At 69.5% G+C, this 19842-nt stretch carries 26 protein-coding genes; 10 read left to right on the forward strand and 16 right to left on the reverse strand.

The genetic code is table 11. The features are described 5' to 3' along the window. The first annotated feature begins 53 nt into the window (after positions 1-53). Genes ACFWV3_RS43610 through ACFWV3_RS43625 form a run of 4 tightly spaced genes read left to right on the forward strand, consistent with a single transcriptional unit; the run spans position 54 to position 1444 of the window. The gene (locus ACFWV3_RS43610; RefSeq protein WP_382419860.1) at positions 54-266 is read left to right on the forward strand and encodes a hypothetical protein; all 213 of its coding nucleotides are present in this window, start codon (positions 54-56) and stop codon (positions 264-266) included. Beyond that, positions 263-724, forward strand: coding sequence for a ribonuclease domain-containing protein (locus ACFWV3_RS43615; RefSeq protein ID WP_382419861.1), 462 nt, complete (start codon positions 263-265; stop codon positions 722-724). The genes ACFWV3_RS43610 and ACFWV3_RS43615 overlap by 4 nt, the downstream gene beginning before the upstream one ends. Beyond that, positions 721-984, forward strand: a complete 264-nt coding sequence (locus ACFWV3_RS43620) for a barstar family protein (RefSeq protein ID WP_382419862.1) — start codon at positions 721-723, stop codon at positions 982-984. The genes ACFWV3_RS43615 and ACFWV3_RS43620 overlap by 4 nt, the downstream gene beginning before the upstream one ends. A 43-nt stretch (positions 985-1027) precedes the next feature. Continuing rightward, positions 1028-1444, forward strand: coding sequence for a hypothetical protein (locus ACFWV3_RS43625; protein WP_382419863.1), 417 nt, complete (start codon positions 1028-1030; stop codon positions 1442-1444). A 3-nt stretch (positions 1445-1447) separates the two neighbouring features. On the opposite strand, the gene ACFWV3_RS43630 is transcribed toward ACFWV3_RS43625, so the two are convergent. Then, positions 1448-2224, reverse strand: coding sequence for an enoyl-CoA hydratase-related protein (locus ACFWV3_RS43630; RefSeq protein WP_382419864.1), 777 nt, complete (start codon positions 2222-2224; stop codon positions 1448-1450). A 16-nt stretch (positions 2225-2240) separates the two neighbouring features. Here ACFWV3_RS43630 and ACFWV3_RS43635 point away from each other — a divergent pair, with 16 nt between their 5' ends. Then, positions 2241-2441: a hypothetical protein gene (locus ACFWV3_RS43635; protein WP_382419865.1), complete on the forward strand. Its 201-nt coding sequence runs from the start codon at positions 2241-2243 to the stop codon at positions 2439-2441. Between the two features lie 111 nt (positions 2442-2552). Here ACFWV3_RS43635 and ACFWV3_RS43640 read toward each other — a convergent pair whose 3' ends face one another. The 4 genes from ACFWV3_RS43640 to ACFWV3_RS43655 all read right to left on the reverse strand — a co-directional run bounded on the left by ACFWV3_RS43640 (position 2553) and on the right by ACFWV3_RS43655 (position 5433). Then, positions 2553-3167: a cyclase gene (locus tag ACFWV3_RS43640; protein WP_382419866.1), complete on the reverse strand. Its 615-nt coding sequence runs from the start codon at positions 3165-3167 to the stop codon at positions 2553-2555. A 159-nt stretch (positions 3168-3326) separates the two neighbouring features. Beyond that, positions 3327-3728 carry a hypothetical protein gene (locus ACFWV3_RS43645; RefSeq protein ID WP_382419867.1) on the reverse strand — a complete coding sequence of 134 codons (402 nt, stop codon included), beginning with the start codon at positions 3726-3728 and terminating at the stop codon, positions 3327-3329. Continuing rightward, complete coding sequence (locus ACFWV3_RS43650) at positions 3725-4342, reverse strand: response regulator (RefSeq protein WP_382419868.1); 618 nt, start codon at positions 4340-4342, stop codon at positions 3725-3727. Before ACFWV3_RS43650 ends, ACFWV3_RS43645 begins: the two co-directional genes overlap by 4 nt. Next, positions 4339-5433: a sensor histidine kinase gene (locus tag ACFWV3_RS43655; RefSeq protein WP_382419870.1), complete on the reverse strand. Its 1095-nt coding sequence runs from the start codon at positions 5431-5433 to the stop codon at positions 4339-4341. The genes ACFWV3_RS43650 and ACFWV3_RS43655 overlap by 4 nt, the downstream gene beginning before the upstream one ends. Before the next feature lie 112 nt (positions 5434-5545). Between ACFWV3_RS43655 and ACFWV3_RS43660 the strand changes: the two genes are divergently transcribed. Then, positions 5546-5734: a hypothetical protein gene (locus tag ACFWV3_RS43660; protein ID WP_382419872.1), complete on the forward strand. Its 189-nt coding sequence runs from the start codon at positions 5546-5548 to the stop codon at positions 5732-5734. A 121-nt stretch (positions 5735-5855) separates the two neighbouring features. Here ACFWV3_RS43660 and ACFWV3_RS43665 read toward each other — a convergent pair whose 3' ends face one another. From ACFWV3_RS43665 to ACFWV3_RS43710, 10 genes are all read right to left on the reverse strand, one after another. Continuing rightward, positions 5856-6377, reverse strand: a complete 522-nt coding sequence (locus ACFWV3_RS43665) for a hypothetical protein (protein ID WP_382419874.1) — start codon at positions 6375-6377, stop codon at positions 5856-5858. A gap of 95 nt (positions 6378-6472) precedes the next feature. Continuing rightward, the gene (locus ACFWV3_RS43670) at positions 6473-7168 is read right to left on the reverse strand and encodes a sirohydrochlorin chelatase (RefSeq protein ID WP_382419876.1); all 696 of its coding nucleotides are present in this window, start codon (positions 7166-7168) and stop codon (positions 6473-6475) included. Next, on the reverse strand, positions 7165-8037 hold the full coding sequence (locus ACFWV3_RS43675; RefSeq protein WP_382419878.1) for an ABC transporter permease: 873 nt from the start codon (positions 8035-8037) through the stop codon (positions 7165-7167). The genes ACFWV3_RS43670 and ACFWV3_RS43675 overlap by 4 nt, the downstream gene beginning before the upstream one ends. Beyond that, positions 8021-8797, reverse strand: coding sequence for an ABC transporter ATP-binding protein (locus ACFWV3_RS43680; protein ID WP_382419880.1), 777 nt, complete (start codon positions 8795-8797; stop codon positions 8021-8023). The genes ACFWV3_RS43675 and ACFWV3_RS43680 overlap by 17 nt, the downstream gene beginning before the upstream one ends. Before the next feature lie 20 nt (positions 8798-8817). After that, positions 8818-9870, reverse strand: coding sequence for an ABC transporter substrate-binding protein (locus tag ACFWV3_RS43685; RefSeq protein WP_382419882.1), 1053 nt, complete (start codon positions 9868-9870; stop codon positions 8818-8820). 14 nt (positions 9871-9884) lie between these two features. Then, positions 9885-11228, reverse strand: coding sequence for a sulfate adenylyltransferase subunit 1 (locus ACFWV3_RS43690; protein WP_382419884.1), 1344 nt, complete (start codon positions 11226-11228; stop codon positions 9885-9887). After that, the gene (gene cysD, locus ACFWV3_RS43695) at positions 11229-12134 is read right to left on the reverse strand and encodes a sulfate adenylyltransferase subunit CysD (RefSeq protein ID WP_382419886.1); all 906 of its coding nucleotides are present in this window, start codon (positions 12132-12134) and stop codon (positions 11229-11231) included. After that, positions 12131-12826: a phosphoadenylyl-sulfate reductase gene (locus ACFWV3_RS43700; protein ID WP_382419888.1), complete on the reverse strand. Its 696-nt coding sequence runs from the start codon at positions 12824-12826 to the stop codon at positions 12131-12133. Before ACFWV3_RS43700 ends, cysD begins: the two co-directional genes overlap by 4 nt. After that, on the reverse strand, positions 12823-12981 hold the full coding sequence (locus ACFWV3_RS43705; protein ID WP_030472080.1) for a hypothetical protein: 159 nt from the start codon (positions 12979-12981) through the stop codon (positions 12823-12825). The genes ACFWV3_RS43700 and ACFWV3_RS43705 overlap by 4 nt, the downstream gene beginning before the upstream one ends. Next, a complete protein-coding gene (locus tag ACFWV3_RS43710) occupies positions 12978-14657 on the reverse strand; it encodes a nitrite/sulfite reductase (protein ID WP_382419890.1) in 1680 nt (559 codons plus the stop codon). The genes ACFWV3_RS43705 and ACFWV3_RS43710 overlap by 4 nt, the downstream gene beginning before the upstream one ends. A 369-nt stretch (positions 14658-15026) precedes the next feature. On the opposite strand from ACFWV3_RS43710, the gene hemW reads away from it, so the two are divergent. After that, on the forward strand, positions 15027-16235 hold the full coding sequence (hemW, locus tag ACFWV3_RS43715; protein WP_382419892.1) for a radical SAM family heme chaperone HemW: 1209 nt from the start codon (positions 15027-15029) through the stop codon (positions 16233-16235). Positions 16236-16249: 14 nt separating this feature from the next. Here the strand turns inward: hemW and ACFWV3_RS43720 are convergent, their stop codons facing one another. After that, positions 16250-16477 (reverse strand): hypothetical protein, encoded by a 228-nt coding sequence (locus ACFWV3_RS43720; protein ID WP_382419894.1) that lies wholly within the window; start codon positions 16475-16477, stop codon positions 16250-16252. 127 nt (positions 16478-16604) lie between these two features. Here ACFWV3_RS43720 and hrcA point away from each other — a divergent pair, with 127 nt between their 5' ends. The 3 genes from hrcA to ACFWV3_RS43735 are packed head-to-tail and all read left to right on the forward strand — an operon-like array spanning position 16605 to position 19548. Next, complete coding sequence (hrcA, locus tag ACFWV3_RS43725; RefSeq protein ID WP_382419896.1) at positions 16605-17627, forward strand: heat-inducible transcriptional repressor HrcA; 1023 nt, start codon at positions 16605-16607, stop codon at positions 17625-17627. Positions 17628-17671: 44 nt separating this feature from the next. After that, the gene (gene dnaJ, locus ACFWV3_RS43730; RefSeq protein ID WP_382419906.1) at positions 17672-18820 is read left to right on the forward strand and encodes a molecular chaperone DnaJ; all 1149 of its coding nucleotides are present in this window, start codon (positions 17672-17674) and stop codon (positions 18818-18820) included. Next, entirely contained in the window at positions 18817-19548 is a 732-nt protein-coding gene (locus ACFWV3_RS43735; RefSeq protein ID WP_382419898.1) for a 16S rRNA (uracil(1498)-N(3))-methyltransferase, read from the forward strand. The genes dnaJ and ACFWV3_RS43735 overlap by 4 nt, the downstream gene beginning before the upstream one ends. Positions 19549-19842 lie beyond the last annotated feature (294 nt).

A 19842-nucleotide genomic window follows, 5' to 3' on the forward strand; every position in this document is an offset into this window, starting at 1 on the left:
TCTGGATCGTGGCCAAATGCCGTGACACGGGTCACGAGACTAGAGTCGGGCGGGTGGACTGGCTGGTGCAGTGGTGGGACGGCGTCGAGCTGTGGGTCGTGCAGCTGCCCGTCGCCGTGCAGTTCCCCGTCGTGATGATCGTGGTGTTGCCGCTCTGCCTGGGCGTGGCGCGGCTGATCGACCGCGTGGCCGACTGGGGTGCGAAGAACCCGGCCTCGGTGCCCGACGCCGAGCCAGAGCCCGAACCGGAGAAGGTCGCCGCGTGAGTCCTGGTCGTCGCCTGACCGTCGCACTGGTCGGGCTCGTAGCCCTTGTCGTCATCGGGTGGTTCGTCAAGGACAACACCTCGTCGGCACCGCCCTCACCCACCCCGTCGTCGTCCACCCGGCCGTCGGCCACCAGTGCCGCTGCCGGTGAGGTGCCCGGTGCGAAGTCGGGCCTGGACGTCCAAGCGCTGACGAAGCTGCCCGCCGAGGCCGCGAGGACGTGGAAGCTGGTCGAGGCGAACGGGCCGTTCCCGTACCCGCGCAACGACGGCGTGACGTTCGAGAACCGCGAGAAGCGGCTGCCGCAGCAGAAGTCCGGGTACTACAAGGAGTACACCGTGCCGACGCCCGGCAGCCCCGACCGCGGCGCGCGGCGGCTCGTCACCGGGTCGGAGAAGGAAGTCTTCTACACCGGCGACCACTATTCGTCGTTCGTCGTCGTGGACGTGAAGAAATGAAACGACACATTCTCGTTTCGGAGAAGAAGGCGGCGATCGCGGCCATCGCGAAAGCCCTCGACTTCCCCTCCTGGTTCGGGCAGAACCTCGACGCGCTGCACGACAGCCTGACCGACCTCTCGTGGCTGCCCGAGGGGGAGTACGTGCTGGTCGTGCCCGCGGACCTGGACCCGTCCGTCGCGGAGGTCCTGCGCGACGCCGTCCGGTCGACCGCCGGATCAGGTGAACGGACACTGCGCGTGGTTCGCACGGAAAGGTGACTCGGGCTGCGGAATCGCCGTCCGGAGTGGACAGTGCTGCCCCATGGGAACGCGATTCCGCCGGCTGGGCTACGCGCTCAGCGTCGTCGCCGCTGCGAGTGTCTTCTGCCCGGCCGTTTCCTTCGCCGGTGACCCGGACTGTTCGCGGGAACGCGCCTTCACGCCGTTCGACACCGCGGACGGCGACAACCCGGTGACGATGCAGAGCGGTCGTGTCGTCGAGCTGCGCGCGTCGAACGAGTCCAAGTGCGCGTGGGGCCGCATCTCGGCCGGCACGCCCGGCGAGGAGATCTGGACCGACCGCAAGGACCCCTCGGGCGACGGGCACGAGGGGTTCCTCGGGTACACCAGGATCGACTCCGGCTCCGCGAAGTTCACCGAGGCGTTCAAGAACGACGGCCGGATCATGCGCGCCTGCGGGTCGTCGCAGGGCGTGATCGAGTGCACGGGCTGGTTCTAGCTCTCAGTCCTCGGCGGGCACCCAGGACGGCTTGCGCTTCTCCCGGAACGCCGTGATGCCCTCCTGGCCCTCGGGGCCGCCGAAGTGCCGCGCCGACAGCTTGAGCATGTCCGCGAAGACCTCGCCGAGGTTCGTGGACCGTTCCTGCTGGAGCATCTCCTTGGTGGCCGCGAGGGCGTTCGGGGCACCCAGCGCGAGCATGTCCGTGTAGCGGCGCACCTCGGCGTCGACCCCGTCGACCGGCACGGCCGAGTTGAGCAGGCCGACCTGCACGGCGCGCGGCGCGTCGAACGCCTCGCCGGTGAGGAACAGCTCGTGCGCCTGGCGGGGAAGCAGCCGCGGCAGCACGGTCACCGAGATGACCGCCGGCACCACGCCGATCCTGACCTCGCTGAACGCGAACGTCGCCTCGTTGGCGGCCACGGCGATGTCGCAGGCCGCGACGATGCCGACGCCACCCGCGCGAGCCGGGCCCTTGAGCGCCGCGACGACCGGCTTCGGGCTGGTCCACAGCTGTTCGAGGATCGCGGGGAACTCGTTGACGCCCTGGTCTCCCGCGCTCGCGCCGGCGGCCTCCTTGAGGTCCATGCCGGAGCAGAACACGGTGCCCGTGTGGGTCAGCACGACCACGCGCACCTGGTCGTCCTTCGCGGCGTTCGTCAGGTGCTCGCGGAGCTCCCGGCGCAGCTGCGACGACAGCGCGTTGCGGTTGTGGGGGGAGTCCAGCGTGATCGTCGCGATGCCACGCTGCACCTCGTAGTGGACCAGCTCGTCTGCCATGTCGCTGACCTTAGCTGTGACAGCCTGCGACGACGCGGTGATGCTGGTGCTGCCGGGTGGCGACGGCTGGGCCGGCGGCTCGCTCGCGGCCTTCGGGGCGTTGGCACGCCGGTTCCGCGAAGCGTACTCGCCGCGGACCCTGCGGGCCTGGTACGAGTTCAACCGCGTGGACACGGCCAAGGCGTTCGGAGAGCTGGTGGCGAGAGTCCGGAACTGAGGCGGCCCCGTGCGAGTGGCAGTGCGCAGGTCTTGCTGGAAGACCTGCGCACGACGCTCGCCACGACGACCGCGGCTACCGACTGGTGCCCGGCAGGGGGTGGGGCAGCAGTCAGCCGATGGTCGTGGTCGTCAGGACGGGGTTCGGGTCCGGGTAGCCCTTCGCGGCGGCGTTGATCGGGATGCCGATGACGGTGACCACGGCGGTGAAGGTGAGGCCGGGCGCGTCGTAGCTCGTGCCGCCCAGCTTCGTGGTGATCGAGCCGCTGGCGCCCGCCGTGAGGTTGATCGTGACGGTCGGCAGCTCGAAGCTCGCGCCGCCCTTGATCGGACCGGGCACGCTCAGCACGACGTCGGTGCCGGACAGCGCGATCGTCGGCGTGCCACCGAGTCCGGCGCCACCGGCGAGGCTCGCGGACCTGAACGTCGAGTTCGCGGGCACCGGCAGCTTGAGCGCGAGGCCCTTGATCTCCCGGACCTGTCGGCCGCCCGCCTCGGACGGGATGGTGTTGGGCGCGGGGTCGATGGTGACCGCGACGGCGCCACCGGCCGCGACGCTCGCGGGTGCCGACGCGTCGACGCCCTGGTCGAGCGTGAAGTCCGTCGTCTGCCCGACGGCGCTCGCGCGGAGCTTGTAGGTGATGGTCTGCGGTGCGGCTGCTGACGCGTTGGAGGCGAACATCAGCATCGGTACCAGTAGCAGGGACCCGATTCCGGCTAGCTTCATGGCCTCTCCCCGTTGAGTGGACGAGGGACACTTCCAGCACGCGGCGTAGTCACCTGACTACTCATGAGTAGGTTTCACGTCAACGGTTCACAGTTCACATCGCCCGAACGGACGCGCGGACTCGATCTTGCGGCGGTGGTCGGAAGTGGCGCCCGCGGTTCAGCGCCGGGTGTTGTTGGCCAGCGTGCCGATCGCGGACAGCACGAAACCCGCGAAGAAGAGACCGAAGCCGAGCCCGAGGTGCGGACCTGCCGGGCTGGGCGGTGTGAACTGCCTGTCGGCGCCCGGGAAGGCGGGCATGGGCGGACTCGGCGTTTCCAGCGCCGTCAGGAAGTCGAACCCGAGCACTCCGAAACCCGCGATCGCGAGCAGGGTGCCCACCCACACCACGACCTTGATCCACAATGGCGCCCCGGTCAGGGGACGGCCGCCGTAACGGCGTCTGCGGCGCGAGAAGTGATCGTCGTGCACGTTGCCCCCGGTGTCGTCGTGCAGTTGGTACCACGCGTCGATCCCGTGCCGGGGCGGTTCGGTGAACCTCGCCGCCGAGTGGTGGGTCAAGGGAGCTGTGGCAACCAGCCGCGGCGCAGGGCCACGGTCACGGCGGCGGTCCGGTCGTTGACGTCGAGCTTGGCGAACACGTGCAGCAGGTGGCTCTTGACGGTCGCCTCGCTGACGTTGAGCTCGTGGCTGATCGCGATGTTGGACAGGCCGCGCGCCACGAACCCGAGCACCTCGGCCTCCCTGGCGCTCAGCCCTGGTCGTTGCACGGCGCTGACGAGCTTGGTCGCCACCGGGGAGGCCAGGACGGTCTCTCCGCGTGCGGCGGCGCGGACGGCCTCGACCAGCTCGTCGCTCGGCGCGTCCTTGAGCAGGTAGGCCGTGGCGCCGGCCTCGATCGCCCGGAGTATGTCGCCGTCGGTGTCGAAGGTGGTGAGCACGACGACACGGCTCGGGGTTCTTGTGATGATCTCGGCGGTCGCGGTGGCGCCGTCCATTCCGGGCATCTTGAGGTCCATCAGCACGACGTCGGGGGTGAGACTCGTGGCGAGCTCGATCGCCTCCTCGCCGCTGCCGCACTCGCCGACCACAGTCAGATCTTCTTGCGCCTCAAGGATCGTGCGCAGTCCGAACCGGACCACCGGGTGGTCGTCGGTCAGCAGCACGCGGATCACTGCGACAGCCTGACGTGCACGTGGACTCCTTCTCCTGGCGCAGAACGGATCTCGAACTCACCGCCGGCGTTGCGCACGCGGTCCTTCAGCCCGTCGAGGCCGTAGCCGCTCGGCGTATCGGGCCCGAAGCCCCGCCCGTCGTCGACGATCCTGAGTTCGACGGGGTTCGCGTAGTCGAGCGTGACGGTCACCGTTCTGGCGTTGGCGTGCTTGCGGACGTTCGCCAACGCTTCTTGGGTGACGCGCAACAACGTGACCTCGCTGTCAGGCGGCAATGGACGGTAGTCGCCTTCGATGGTCGTCGTGGCGCGGAGGTTCAGCTCGTGGCCGATGCGATCCGTCAGTCGTTCGAGCGCGGCAGGCAGGGAGGACCCGTTCAGCGCGACGGGCGTGAGGGCGGCGACGAGGGCGCGGATCTCGGCGAGGTTCTCGCTCGTGGTCTGCTCGGCGAGCGCCAGGTGCTGGTCGCGCTTCGCCGGATCGGTGGCCGTCCGCGCGGCTCTGATGAGGAGCAGGACCGACGTGGCGCCTTGGGCGAGCGTGTCGTGCAGGTCGCGCGCGAGCCGTTCGCGTTCGGTGAGCACACCCGCCTCGTGACTGACGTCGGCCAGCTCCGCGCGTTGCCGGCTCTGCTCGATGATCCGCGCGATCCACAGCCCCAGCATCACCGCGGGCAACACCCCGAGCACGATGATCCCGGCCATGTCGATCGCCGCCGTGCCGCCGGCGACGAGGACGACGCCTCCACTCGAGAGCGAGGTCAGCGCCGTCGCCCAGATCGCCTGCCGCGGCGGCAGCAACGACCAGATGTGCGGGTACAGCGCGAAGAACAGCACCGACAACGTCGGCACCAACGCGAACATCGAGACCACCAGCGGAATCGCGACGGCCAGGTACCTCACCCCGCGCTGATCTCGTTCGAGCGGCGCCCCGACACGCCAGTACCAGCCGCACAGAGCCGTCAGCAGGGCCAGCGCCGGTATCCGGTGCTCGTCCTGGGCGAGCACCAGCACCGCACCGACGAGCGCGAGCACGGCGAAGGCCACGTGCCAGGCGACCTTCGTGCGGTCCCAGGCGTCATCGGAGGACACGTCCGCCACTGTGGGGCTGCGGGCGCGAAAACACCAGTAGCCGGTCGGCTGAGCCGGGAACCCACCGGTCCGTCGATGCGTGCTCGTGCGTTGTCGCGCCAGGCTTTCGGTCATGACGAAGAGGAAGTCCAGCTTGGTGCTGCTGGTGCTGTCGATGGTCTACGGCGCGGTGATCGCCCTGCTCGCGATCACCGGGTCGGAGGCGCTGAGCGTGGTGGCGATCGCCGGGGGAGCGGTGCTGGGGATCGGGTGGGCGGTCGTCGGGTACCTGTCGTCGCAGAAGGGGCAGACGACGACCTGACGTGGCGGGGTGCAGCGGTTGGGATCAAATGTGCTAGGCTGTGCCCAGAGCCTCTGCCGCTAGGTGGAGGAAGTGAGCCCAGGTGCGCGTCCGGACGGTCGCTGCCTGGGCTTCGCGCTTCTCAGACCTGACCCAGGTCGATCACGCTGCCGACGACCGGGGCGATCCGCCTCTTCCAGTCACCGCCGGCGCCGTGGCACCAGGCGACCGCGTCGCTGATCCACAGGGCGGGCTCGGCCGAGGAGTGGATGTGCTCGTACACCAGCCCGGCGTCGTGTGCCTTGGTCCGGGTACCGATCAGGAGGCGGTCGCGGCCGTTCGCGACGGGATCGCGTGAGTCGAGCACGAGCCGGGAGACGCCGAGGCCGATGGCGTCCTCGACCAGCAACGGCAGGAGTTTCGAGCGGACCCGCTCGCTCTTCCCGCGACCGGTGTAGATGTGCGCCGCGAAGTCGCAACAAGCCAGCCTGTCGGCGACCAGCCTGCGCCGCGTGGGCTTCTCGGTCTTGAAGTGCACACGCCGGGAACCGGGGAGCAGCAGGCTTCGCATCAGCGCACGCGTGGAGTGCAGCGCGTTCGGGGTCACCAGGACGGCTGCCATGAGGTAGCCGCCCCGCTCCGACTCGTCGACGAACATGTGCATCCAAACAGGATCCCAGGCAGCCCCGACAATTCCTGTTCCGGTGACGATGAACGCGAACCCAGACCGATGAACGCGAAACCCGGCCGCTGAACGGCTCAGGCCGCCACCACCTGCCGGGCCACCGCTTCGTCGTACCGGTCCAGCACCAGCTGAGCGACCTCGACGTCGTCCCCCAACGGCTGAGCCACCAGCGCACCAGGAGCCAGCGAGGCGACCTTGTCCGGCAACAACCCCGGCGCCAAGAACCAAGAAGCGACAGCGATCCGCGAAGCCCCACGGGCACGCAACCGCTCGACAGCCTCCGGCACGGAAGGCGAAGCGATGGAAGCGAAAGCCGCCTCCACCCCGGCCCATCCGGACTCCGCGGCCCACCGCCGAGCCACCGCCGCCACCGCCTCGTTCGCCGGAGCGTGCGAGGACCCGGCCCCGGCGAGGACGACGCCCAACGAACGGTCGCCGAAATCCACCCCGGCCTCGGACAGCCGTCGCAGCGCAGCCGACTCCAGCCGCGAGTCCGGTCCGAGCACCGGAGTCACGACCGCCGGAACCCGCGACTCGGCCACCGCGGCCGGCACGTCGACACGGGCGTGATAAGCCTTGCCCAGCAACAAGGGCACTACCACCGAAGGGCCGCGCAGAACATCGCTCAACCGCGGCGCGCACAGGTCGAGGAAGCAGCCGCGCACGTCCAGCTCGGGCCGCAAAGACCGAACCACGGACAGCAAGGCGTGCACGGAAGCCGCCGACCGGGGGTCACGACTGCCGTGCGCGACGGCGATGAGCGGGATCACAGCGCCCCCGTCAGTCCACGGGCCCGGAGTACCGCGCGTTCCAGGGGACGGAACAGCAGCAGCTCGATGCCGATGCCCACCAGCAGGATCAGGAAGATCGCCGCGATCACCATGTTGATGTCGTTCAACGACGACCCGTTGTGCAGGTACTGCCCCAGACCGGTGCCGAGCTGGGGCGAGGTCGCGATGATCTCCGCGGCCATCAGCGACCGCCACGAGAACGCCCAGCCCTGCTTCAGCCCGGCCAGGTAACCGGGCAGCGCGGCGGGCAGCAGGATGTGCCGGGCCGAGGCCAGGCGACCGGCGCCCAGGGCCCGTCCGACTCGCGGCAGCAGCGGCGGGATCTGGTCGATGCCCGCCACCAGGCCGTTGGCGATCGACGGCACGGAACCCATCAGCACCACGAAGTAGATCGTCGACGGCGTCACGCCGAACCACAGGATCGCGGCAGGCACCCAGGCGACGGACGGCAGCGACTGCAGGCCCGTCAGCAACGAGCCGATGCCGGCGCGCACCACCCGCACCTTGGCGACCAGCAGGCCCAGCGGGGTGGCGATCAGCACCGCCGCGATGAACCCGAACACCGCGCGGTGCAACGAGGTCCACAGGATGCCGAACGCCTCGCCGGTGGAGATCGAGCGGACCAGCTCGTTCCACACGTTCACCGGCGCGGGCAGGCGGAACTCCGGCAGGATCGCCGAGGCCCAGATCGCCTGCCACAGGCCCAGCAGCAGGGCGAACGCGATGATCGGCGGCACGCCCGTCTTCAGGAAGCGGCGCCAGACCGGTGGTTTGTGCGCCTCCACCGGCACGTCGAGGGCGTCGAGGCCGGCGCCGACCTTGTCGAGCGTGTCAGGAGGCGTGGCCACTGATGACCTCTCGCAGATGTGTGTTGATCTCGTCGAGGACGGTGTCGGACGAGTCCGTCACGTCCCACTCGCGCACCACACGGCCGGGACGCGAGGACAGCAGCACGACGCGCTGGCCGAGGCGCACGGCCTCACGGACGTCGTGCGTCACGAAGAGGATCGCGGTGTTGGTGGTCTCCCACACGCGCAGCAGCTCGCTCTGCAGCACGTCCCGCGTGATGGCGTCCAGCGCGGCGAAGGGCTCGTCCATCAGCAGCAGCGCCGGGGCGCCGTCCGCGGAGACGGTGGTGGACGCCAGCGCGCGGGCCAGTGCCACGCGCTGGCGCATGCCACCGGACAGCTCGTGCGGACGCTTGTCCGCGACGTCGCCCAGCCGCACCAGCTCGAGCAGTTCCAATGCGCGGCGCTTGCGGGCCAGGCGGCCCACGCCGGCGAAGCGCAACGCCAGTTCGACGTTGCGCGCCGCCGTGAGCCACGGCATCAGGGCGGGCTCCTGGAACATCACGGCCGGGCGTGAGGTGTTGATCTGCAACGAGCCCGCTGTCGCGCCGTCCAGGCCCGCGACGATGTTGAGCAGCGTGCTCTTGCCGCAGCCGGAGGCACCGAGGAGACAGACGAACTCTCCCGGCTTGACCTTGAGGTCGACGCCGTCGAGCGCCACCACGGCCGAGCTGCCGTGGCCGAACACCTTGCGGACTCCGGCCAGTTCGACGGCAGTATCCACAGTGGACTGAAAAGTGGTCTCGAGCGTGGCGGTCATGTCCATGTCCCCTCGGCGAGTTACTTCTTGTCCAGTCCGGCTGCTTGCACCTGCGGCTTGCCCTGTGCCTGGAGAACCTTGTTCAGCAGCGTGAAGTCGGCGTACCCGGCGACGTTCGCCGCCTCCTTGGCCACGCCCGCCGTCACGGCGTCCTTCGCGAGCTGCGGGAAGTGCTTGGCCTGCGCGTCGGTGGTCAGCTCGATGTTGTCCCACGCGGCGTCGAGGATCTTGTCGCCGAGCTTCTTGGACGTGAGCTTCTCCAGGTGGGCGTTCGCCGCCTTCTTGGCCTCGTCCTTGTTCGACTTCGCCCAGTCGATCGCGGCGACGTGGCCCTTCAGCACGGCCTCGACGGTCTCGGGGTGCTCCTGCAGGAACTTCGTCCGCACGATGACGACGGTGGTCGGGAACGCCCCGCCCTCCCACAGCGTCTTCTCGTCGAGCAGCACCTTGCCGCCACCCTCGGCGACGATGCGCGCCGACCACGGCTGCGGCGCCCACGCTGCCTGGATGTCGCCCTTCTTGAACAGGTCGAGCGACTGCGCGTTCTCCACGTTCTGCACGGTGACCTGGCCGGTGAGGTTCTTCTCCGCCAGGTACTTCTTCAGCGACACGTCCTGCGTGTTCGCGAGCTGCGGCGTGGCGACGACCTTGCCCTTGAGGTCCTCGATCGAGTTGATCTCGGGCTTCACCACGAGCTGAGCGCCACCGGACGTCGCGCCGGAGATCAGGCGGACGGCCTCGCCCTTCGACTTCGAGTAGGCGTTGATCGCCGGGCCGGAACCGATGTAGGCGATGTCGAGGGACTCGCCCAGCAGGGCGTTGACCTCGTCGGGGCCGGCGTTGAAGGTCTGCGTCGTGAGCTTGGTGTTGCCGAGCTCCTTGGCGTACAGGCCCTTCTCGACACCGATCAGCGCGGCGGCGTGGGTGATGTTCGGGAAGTACCCGAGGCGGACCTCGGTGGCTGCGCCCTTGGACTCGGCGGCGGCGGGAGTCTCGGAGGTTCCGGCGCGGCTGCAACCGGAGATGGCTGTCAGTGCGATCAGAGCGACGGCAAGGGCGGGCTTGAGGTTCACGGCGAGAAAGCCTTTCAGGGACCGGGGGAGACGAGGGCGTGGTTGTCAGGGGCAGCCGCGCTGCCCCCGGTACAGCTCTCCACGCCGTTCTCGAGCAGCGGCAGCGGAGCCCCGACCAGACCGGCGGCGAGAGTGGAACCGTCACTCGCGTCGATCACCAGGAACGACCCGGTGCGCCGGCTGAAGCTGTAGTCGTCCAGCGGTACTTCCTCCGCGAGGCGCAGTGCCACGCGGCCGATCTCGTTGAGCTCCAACGACGCCGGGCTTTCCACACTGGACAGCGTCTGCTCGTCGAAGCGGTCGCGCAGGTCGGTGACCATCGCCTGCACGGTGCGCGTGCCGTGCTTGACGAGGACTCGGGCGCCGGGTCGCAGCGGCTTCTCCGCGAGCCAGCAGAGGGTGGCGTCCAGCTCGTCGGTGACCTTGGGCTCGTTGCCCGCCACCGAGATCAGGTCGCCGCGGGAGATGTCGATGTCGTCCGCCAGCAGCAGCGTCACGGACTGGCCGGCCGCCGCCTCCGCCAGTTCGCCGTCCGCCGTGTCGATCTTCGTGACCGTCGAGCGACGGCCCGACGGCAGCACGACGACCTCGTCGCCCGGCTTGACGGTGCCCGCCGCGACCAGTCCGGCGTAGCCCCGGTAGTCGAGGTGCTCCGCCGTGCGCGGGCGGATCACGTACTGCACGGGGAACCGGAACGGCGCGTCGTGGGGGTCGGGCTCGACCGGCACGGTCTCCAGGTGCTCCAGCAGGGTCGGGCCGGAGTACCAGGGCGTGTTCGCCGACTTGTCCACGACGTTGTCGCCCGCCAAAGCCGAAACGGGGATCTCCACGACCGAGTCCTCGGTGTAGCCCAGGGCCGTGGCGTGCGCAGTGAACTCCTTGGCGATGCGGGAGAACGTCACCTCGTCGTAGCCCACGAGGTCGATCTTGTTGACCGCGAGCACGAGCCGGGGCACGCCCAGCAGCGCGAGAACCGCCGCGTGGCGCCGGGTCTGCTCGATGACGCCCTTGCGCGCGTCGACCAGCAGCACCGCGAGCTGCGCGGTGGAGGCGCCGGTGACCGTGTTGCGGGTGTACTGCACGTGGCCGGGGGTGTCCGCGAGCACGAACGACCGGTTGGGCGTCGCGAAGTACCGGTACGCCACGTCGATCGTGATGCCCTGCTCGCGCTCCGAACGCAGGCCGTCGACCAGCAACGACAGGTCCGGCGTCGTGAGACCGCGGTCGGCGCTCGCCCGGTGCACGGCGTCGAGGGTGTCCGCGAGCACGGACTTGGTGTCGTAGAGCAGCCTGCCGACCAGCGTGGACTTGCCGTCGTCCACACTGCCCGCGGTGGCCAGCCTCAACAGGTCGCTCATCTAGAAGTACCCCTCCCGCTTGCGGTCTTCCATCGCGGCCTCGGACAACCGGTCGTCGGCCCGCGTGGCGCCGCGCTCGGTCAGCCGGGACGCGGCGACCTCGGCGATCACCGCGTGGATGTCGGCGGCGTCGGACTCGACGGCACCCGTGCAGGAGCCGTCGCCGACCGTGCGGTAGCGAACCGTCTTGCGCTGCAACGTCTCACCGTCGCGCGCCGTGCCCCACGGGCCCTCGGCGAGCCACATGCCGTCGCGCAGGAACACGTCGCGCTGGTGCGAGTAGTAGATGTCCGGCAGCTCGATGCCCTCGCGCTCGATGTAGTTCCACACGTCGAGCTCGGTCCAGTTGGACAGCGGGAACACGCGGACGTGCTCACCGGCGCGGTGCCGGCCGTTGTAGAGGTTCCACAGCTCCGGGCGCTGGCGCTTCGGGTCCCACTGGCCGAACGCCGTGCGCAGGCTGAAGATCCGCTCCTTGGCGCGGGCGCGTTCCTCGTCCCGGCGGCCGCCACCGAACACGGCGTCGAACTTGTGCTGCGTGATGGAGTCCAGCAGCGGCACCGTCTGCAACGGGTTGCGCGTGCCGTCCGGGCGTTCTTCGAGGCGGCCGTCGTCGATCCAGTCCTGGACCTTCGCGACCTCCAGGCGCAGCCCGTGCTGGGCGACGACGCGGTCGCGGAACTCGATGACCTCGTCGAAGTTGTGCCCGGTGTCGACGTGCAGCAGCGGGAACGGCACCGGCGCCGGGTAGAACGCCTTGATCGCGAGGTGCAGCAGCAGCGTCGAGTCCTTGCCGCCGGAGAAGAGGATCACCGGCCGGTCGAACTCGCCCGCGACCTCGCGGAAGATGTGGACGGCCTCGGACTCGAGGCGTCCCAGCGTGTCGAGAGGAGCAGCTGTGGTCATCCGTGCAACCCGCATTCCGTCTTGGACTGACCGGCCCACCGGCCGCTGCGGGCGTCCTGCCCCGGCAACGGTTTCGACGTGCACGGCAGGCAGCCGATCGAGGGATACCCCTCCTGCACCAACAGGTTCTCGAGGATGCCCTTCTCGTGGATGTAGGCGTTGAACTCGTCGTCGGACCACGGCGCGATCGGGTTGATCTTCACCAGGCCGTTGCGCTCGTCCCACTGCACGATCGGCGTGTTGGCCCTGGTCGGCGCGTCGACCCTGCGCACACCGGTGACCCACGCGTCGTACTTCGCGAGCTCCCGGCGCAGCGGCACGACCTTGCGCAGGTTGCAGCACGTGGCCGGATCCGACTGGTACAGCAGGCCGAACTCGCGCTCCTGGTCCTCGACCGACTGCTCGGCGGCTGCGTTGACGATTCGCACGTCCGGGTAGACGACTCCGACGGCGTCGCGCACGCCGATGGTCTCCGGGAAGTGGTAGCCCGTCTCCAGGAACAGCACGTCGAAGTCCGGCTTCACCTTCGCGGCGAGGTCGATCAGCACGGCGTCCTGCATGTTGGAGGCGACGATGTAGCTGTCGCCGAACGTCCGCGCGGTCCACTCCAGCGCCTCGGCGGCGGTGGCGTCCCTCAGCTCCAGCTCGGCCGCCTCGGCGACGATCTTGAGGTCTTCCTTCAGGTCGCTCACTTCTTCACCTCCTGCGGCAGGTTCAGACCGACGAACGAGACCTTGAAGACGCGACGGCACCCGGTGCACAGCCACGCGTAGCTCGGTTCCTCCTGCGGGCGGAGGTCCTCGTCACCGCAGTAGGGGCAGTAGAACGGCGTCGCGCGCTCACTCATCGCAGCGAGCCCTCCTCGGCGCGGCCGACCCACTGGGCGAACCGCTCGTCGGTCTCCCGCTGCGCCACGAAGTTCCGCACGACCCGCTCGACGTACTCGGGCAGCTCGGCCGCGGTCACCTTGTGGCCGCGCAGCTTGCGGCCGAACCCGGCGTCGAGGCCGAGCCCGCCGCCGAGGTGCACCTGGAAGCCCTCGACCTGGTTGCCCGCCTCGTCCGTGACGATCTGGCCCTTCAGCCCGATGTCCGCGGTCTGGATGCGGGCGCAGGAGTTGGGGCAGCCGTTGATGTGCACGGTGATCGGCGCCGTGACGCCGTCGACGATGTCCTTCAGGTTGGCTTCGAGCTGCGTGACGAGGTCCAGCGCACGTGCCTTGGTCTCGACGATCGCGAGCTTGCAGAACTCGATGCCGGTGCACGCCATGATCCCTCGCCGCCACGGCGACGGCTCGACCTGCAGGCCGAGCTTCGCGAGGTCGCTCTTGAGGGTCGGGACCTCGGACTCGGCGACGTCCAGCACGATGATCTTCTGCTGCGGAGTGAACCGGACGCGGTTCGACCCGGCCCGTTCGGCGACCTTCGCGACCTCGACCAGGATCGAGCCGGAGACGCGGCCGGCGACCGGCGCCGCGCCGACGTAGAACAGGCCGTCCTTCTGCTTGTTCACGCCGATGTGGTCGAGCTGCTGGTCCAGGACCTCCGGCGCGGGGCCGTCGATCATCTTGCGACCCAGGTACTCGTCCTCCACGACCTGGCGGAACTTCTCCGCACCCCAGTCGGCGACGAGGAACTTGATGCGCGCGCGGTGGCGCAGCCGGCGGTAGCCGTAGTCGCGGAAGACGGAGATGACCGCCTCCCACACGTCGGGCACCTCGTCGAGCGGCACCCAGGCGCCCAACCGCTTGCCCAGCATGGGGTTCGTGGACAGGCCGCCGCCGACCCAGAGGTCGAAGCCGGGCCCGTGCTCGGGGTGGACGACGCCGACGAACGCGATGTCGTGGATCTCGTGCGCGACGTCCTGCAGGCCGGAGATGGCGGTCTTGAACTTGCGCGGCAGGTTGGAGAAGCGCGGGTCGCCGATGTAGCGCTCGAGGATCGTGTCGATGGCCGGCTGGCCGTTGACGACCTCGTCCTGCGCGATGCCCGCGACCGGCGAGCCGAGGATGACGCGCGGGCTGTCGCCGCAGGCCTCCATCGTGGTGAGGCCGACGGCTTCGAGCTTCTCCCAGATCGTGGGGACGTCCTCGATCCGGATCCAGTGGTACTGGATGTTCTGCCGGTCGGTGATGTCCGCGGTGTCGCGCGCGTAGGTCTGCGAGATCTCGCCGAGCACCTTGAGCTGCTGCGTCGTCAGCGCACCACCGTCGCTGCGCACGCGCATCATGAAGTACTCGTCGTCGAGCTCCTCCGGCTCCAGCGTGGCCGTGCGGCCGCCGTCGATGCCGGGCTTGCGCTGCGTGTACAGGCCGTACCAGCGGAAGCGTCCGCGCAGGTCGGCCGGGTCGATGGAGTCGAAACCGCCGTGGGCGTAGATGTTCTCGATGCGGGTGCGGACGTTGAGCGGGTTGTCGTCCTTCTTGCTCCGCTCGTTGGGGTTCAGCGGCTCTCGGTACCCGAGCGCCCACTGCCCCTCGCCGCGACGCTGCTTGGCGCGCGGTGACGTCTGCGGCGGGACCATCGCCATCCTCCGGGGTTTCGAGGCGCTTCGTGCGCGTGCGAGCCCGGAGGTGCTTGTGGTGGGGGCGTCGTCAGCGCACCAAGCGCCGACGGGAACAAATCAGCGCGCGGTTATGCCGAACGACGGCACATCGCGCTGGAGACACGACGGAAGTCGACGTGGCGGCGGGCCACGAGGCGGACTCCAGTCGAATGCATGTCCTCAGTGTGCATGCCGTCCAGAGCGTGGTCCACCGCCAACCGAATGCTGAGATTGACGAGGAGAAGTTGACATCCTAGGCTGGTTTCACTCCGTGATATCTCTGTCACCGACAGATACAACCCCTGGCTGGACACCGCCGTTCGGGCTGTGTGGGGGACACTTGTGCCCATGCCCTCCGCTCTGCCCGAAGGCGAGCCCGCGCCCGCCGACGGTTCGCTGCCCGCGTCCGCTCTCGCCGGTGTCGGTGCCCGCCCGTTCGGCATCTACGTGCACGTGCCGTTCTGCGCGACCCGCTGCGGCTACTGCGACTTCAACACCTACACCCCCGGCGAGCTCGGATCGTCCGCGTCTCCTTCCTCGTGGCTGGAAGGGCTGCGCCGTGAGCTCGACCTGGCGGCGTCGGTGCTCGGCACTCCCGTGCAGGCCGAGACCGTGTTCGTGGGCGGCGGCACGCCATCGTTGCTGGGCGCTTCGGGACTGGGCGAGGTGCTGGACGCGGTGCGAGGCTCGTTCGGCCTGGCGCCCGGTGCCGAGGTGACGACGGAGTCGAACCCGGAGTCGACGTCCCCCGAGTTCTTCGAGGGCATCCTGAACGCCGGCTACACGCGCGTGTCGTTGGGAATGCAGTCCGCGGCACGACACGTCCTGGCCGTGCTGGACCGCAAACACACGCCCGGCCGTCCCGTCGACGCCGCCCGCGAGGCTCGTGCGGCCGGGTTCGCCCACGTGAACCTCGACCTGATCTACGGCACGCCGGGGGAGCAGCCCTCGGACCTGGCCGCGTCGCTGGACGCCGTGCTGGACGCGGGCGTCGACCACGTGTCGGCCTACGCGCTGATCGTCGAGGACGGCACCGGTCTCGCCCGGCGCATCCGGCGCGGGGACCTGCCGATGCCGGACGACGACGTGCTGGCTTCGTCGTACGAGATGGTCGACTCGGTGCTGTCGGGCGCCGGGTTCTCCTGGTACGAGGTGTCGAACTGGGCGACATCGGTGTCCGCGCAGTGCCGGCACAACGTCCTGTACTGGAAGGGCGCCGACTGGTGGGGCTTCGGGCCGGGCGCGCACAGCCACGTCGGCGGCGTGCGGTTCTGGAACGTGAAGCACCCGGCGCGCTACTCGTCGCTGCTTTCGGAAGGTAAGTCGCCTGCGGCCGGCCGCGAGGTGTTGTCCGCCGAAGACCAGCGGGTCGAACGCGTGCTGCTGGAACTCCGCCTCGCCGAGGGCCTGCCTCTCGACGTGCTGGACTCCGCCGGTCGTGAGGAAGCGAAGCAGGCCATCGCCGACGGGTTGCTGGAACCGTCGGACGACCGCTGTGTGCTCACCGACCGCGGCCGCCTGCTCGCCGACGCCGTCGTGCGGCGCCTGCTGGCCTGATCAACCGACCCTGATCAGCGGGCGCGCAGGTCGTGCTGGCTGTGCACCTCGGTCAGCACGTCGCCGCCCTTGCGGTACGTCACCTCGCCCCACCACAACCCGTCGTCCCGGCGGGAGTCCTCCCACGTCACGGTGCCCGGCCACCACTCGTCGTCGCTGAGCACCAGGCAGGCCCTGCCCGGTGTCGGCGGCGAGTCGCCGTCCCTCACCACCGACAGGTGCCTGCGCCTGTCCTGCGTCATGGTTTGGACCCTAGCGACCGGCACCGACAAAAACTCCGGCTTCGGTGGAGCCCGACCTCAGCGCGGGCACCGGGCCCGAAATCGCCTGGGTAAACTCGGGAGTACGGGACACGGAGGTGAAACCACGGTGAACGCCGATGAGCGTCGGTTCGAGGTGCTGCGCGCCATCGTCGCCGACTACGTGTCCAACCAGGAACCCGTCGGGTCCAAGGCGCTGGTCGAGCGGCACAACCTCGGTGTGTCCAGTGCGACCGTGCGCAACGACATGGCCGCGCTGGAGGACGAGGGCTACATCGCCCAGCCGCACACCAGCGCCGGTCGCGTGCCGACGGACAAGGGATATCGCCTCTTCGTCGACAAGCTGAGCGAGATCAAGCCCCTGTCGGTCGCGGAGAAGCGGGCCATCCGCAGCTTCCTCGACGGGGCGCTCGACCTCGACGACGTGATGCGCCGCAGCGTGAGACTGCTCGCCCAGCTCACGCGGCAGGTGGCGGTGATCCAGGTGCCGACGTTGTCGCGCGCGGCCGTGCGGCACCTCGAGGTGCTGCCGATCACGCCGTCGCGGCTGATGCTGGTGCTGATCACGGACACCGGGCGCGTCGACCAGCGGATCGTCGAGCTCGGCGACGTGATCAGCGAGGAGCACACGGCCCAGCTGCGCGGCGTGCTGAACCAGGCGATGGCGGGGCAGCGGCTCGCCGACGCGAGCGCCAAGGTCGCCGAGCTGCCGGACGAGGTTCCGTCGAACCTGCGCGAGCCGATGCTGCGGGTCGCTACAGTGCTGATCGAGACGTTGGTGGAGCACCCGGAGGAACGGCTGGTGCTCGGCGGCACGGCCAACCTCACCCGCAACATCACGGACTTCCCCGGGTCGCTGCGGCAGGTGCTCGAAGCGCTGGAGGAGCAGGTCGTCGTGCTCAAGCTGCTCGCCGCGTCCCGCGACCCCGGTCGCGTGCTGGTGCGCATCGGCGAGGAGAACGAGGCCGCTGAGATGCGCAGCACGTCCGTGGTGTCCATCGGCTACGGCAGCCGCGACAACCCGCTCGGGGGCCTCGGTGTCGTCGGACCGACGCGCATGGACTACCCCGGAACAATGGCGGCCGTCCGCGCGGTTGCCAACTACGTCGGTGAGATCCTGACCGGTCGTTGACCTGAACGTACTTGCAGTGGTTGATGAACATGAAAGCGAACAAGGTGGCCAGGGATTACTACGGCATCCTCGGTGTCTCGCAGAACGCGACACAGGATGAGATCAAGCGCGCCTATCGCAAGCTCGCCAGGCAGCTGCACCCGGACGTCAATCCCAACGAGGAGGCCCGCTTCAAGGAGGTGACGGCCGCCTACGAGGTGTTGTCGAACCCCGAGAAGCGCCGCGTCGTCGACCTGGGAGGCGACCCGCTCGACTCCGGTGGCGGTGGCCGCGGTGGCGGCGACCCGTTCGCCGGCTTCGGTCTCGGCGACATCATGGACGCGTTCTTCGGCGCCACGTCCGGTGGTGGCCGCGGGCCGCGCAGCCGCGTGCAGCCGGGCTCGGACGCGTTGATCCGGCTCGACATGACGCTGGAGGAGTGCGCGGCGGGCGCGTCGCGGGAGCTGACCGTCGACACCGCGATCCTCTGCGACCGCTGCCACGGCGCCGGCACCCAGAACAACTCCAAGCCCGTCCAGTGCGACACCTGCAACGGCCGCGGCGAGGTCCAGTCCGTGCAGCGCTCGTTCCTGGGCCAGGTCGTGACGTCGCGCCCGTGCCCGGTCTGCCGCGGCTACGGTGAGGTCATCCCCGACCCGTGCCAGCAGTGCGTGGGCGACGGCCGCACCCGGTCGCGCCGCACGATCTCCGTGAACATCCCCGCCGGTGTGGCCGAGGGCATGCGCGTGCGCCTCGCGGGCCAGGGCGAGGTCGGCCCCGGCGGCGGCCCGGCCGGCGACCTCTACGTCGAGGTCGAGGAGCACCCGCACGACATCTTCGAACGCGACGGCGCCGACCTTCACTGCGTGGTGCAGATCCCGATGACGACCGCCGCGCTGGGCGCCACGCTGCCGCTGAAGACGTTGGACGGCGAGGAAGAACTCCAGATCGACCCCGGCACGCAGCCCAACACGCAGCTGGTGCTGACGGGCCGCGGCATGCCGAAGCTGCGCTCGACCGGCCGCGTCGACGGTCGCGGCGACCTGCACGTGCACCTCGAGGTCGTCGTGCCGACGAAGCTCGACGCCGCGCAGTCCACGCTGCTGCGCGACCTCGCCGAGCTGCGCGGCGAGAGCGAACCCTCGTTGTCCCACAACGGCAAGGGCGGCGGCGGGCTGTTCTCCCGCCTGCGCGCCTCCCGCGGCAACCGGTGACCCTGCCCGTCTTCCTCGTCCCGGCGCTGCCGTCGGGCGAGGAGTTCGTGCTGGACGGCCCCGAAGGCCGCCACGCCGCCACGGTGCGACGGCTGCGCGCGGGTGAGGAACTCGTGCTGTCCGACGGATCCGGTGTGCTGGTGCGGTGTTCGGTGGCCGCCGTGGAGCGCGACGCGTTGTCGCTGCACGTGGTCGAACGCTGGGAAGAGCCGACGCCGACGCCACGAGTGGTGCTCGCGCAGGCGTTGGTGAAGGGCGACCGCGGCGAGCTCGCGGTCGAGCTCGCCACCGAAGCCGGCGTGGACGGCGTGGTCCCGTGGCGCGCCTCCCGCTGCGTGGCGAAGTGGGAAGACGGCCCGCGCGGCGCGAAAGCGTTGGGGCGCTGGCGATCCACGGTGCGCGAGGCGGCCAAGCAGGCCCGCCGCTCCCGCGTGCCGTTCGTCGACGAACCGGTCTCGACCACACAGCTCGCCCAGCGCGTGTCGTCGTCCGCGTTGACGCTCGTGTTGCACGAGAGCGCGGTCGACCGCCTCGCCGACATAGAGCTGCCGGCCGACGGAGACGTGCTGCTCGTGGTGGGTCCCGAAGGCGGGATCACGGCGGAGGAGCTCGACACCTTGCGATCTTCGGGTGCGCGAGTAGTCCGATTGGGCCCAACTGTTCTGCGTGCATCTACCGCCGCGGCGGTTGCTCTGGGTGCGATCGGGGTACTCACGCCCCGGTGGTGACCCTAGTCACTCCGAAGATGAACATCGGATGGATTGGCTTGACGCAAGTTGTAGCGAATCGCAGGCCGATGGGGTTACCCTAGTTGCAGAGGGGATCAATTGGTCTAGCCGTAAACGGACTAGACGATTAAGCCCTTCTGACCAAAGGACTCGCCGGACACCTCCCCCCTCGGTCCGGCGTCGGGGGGGGGGGGGGGGGGGGGGGAGAAAGGGGGGGGAGGAAGGGAGAGGACAACACCCCCCGCCCCTCCGGTTCGGTTGTGCCGGTACCTAGTTCCCCGAATGAGCAACACA

The sequence above is a fragment of the Lentzea sp. NPDC059081 genome (assembly GCF_042738015.1).
Lineage (GTDB): Bacteria > Actinomycetota > Actinomycetes > Mycobacteriales > Pseudonocardiaceae > Lentzea.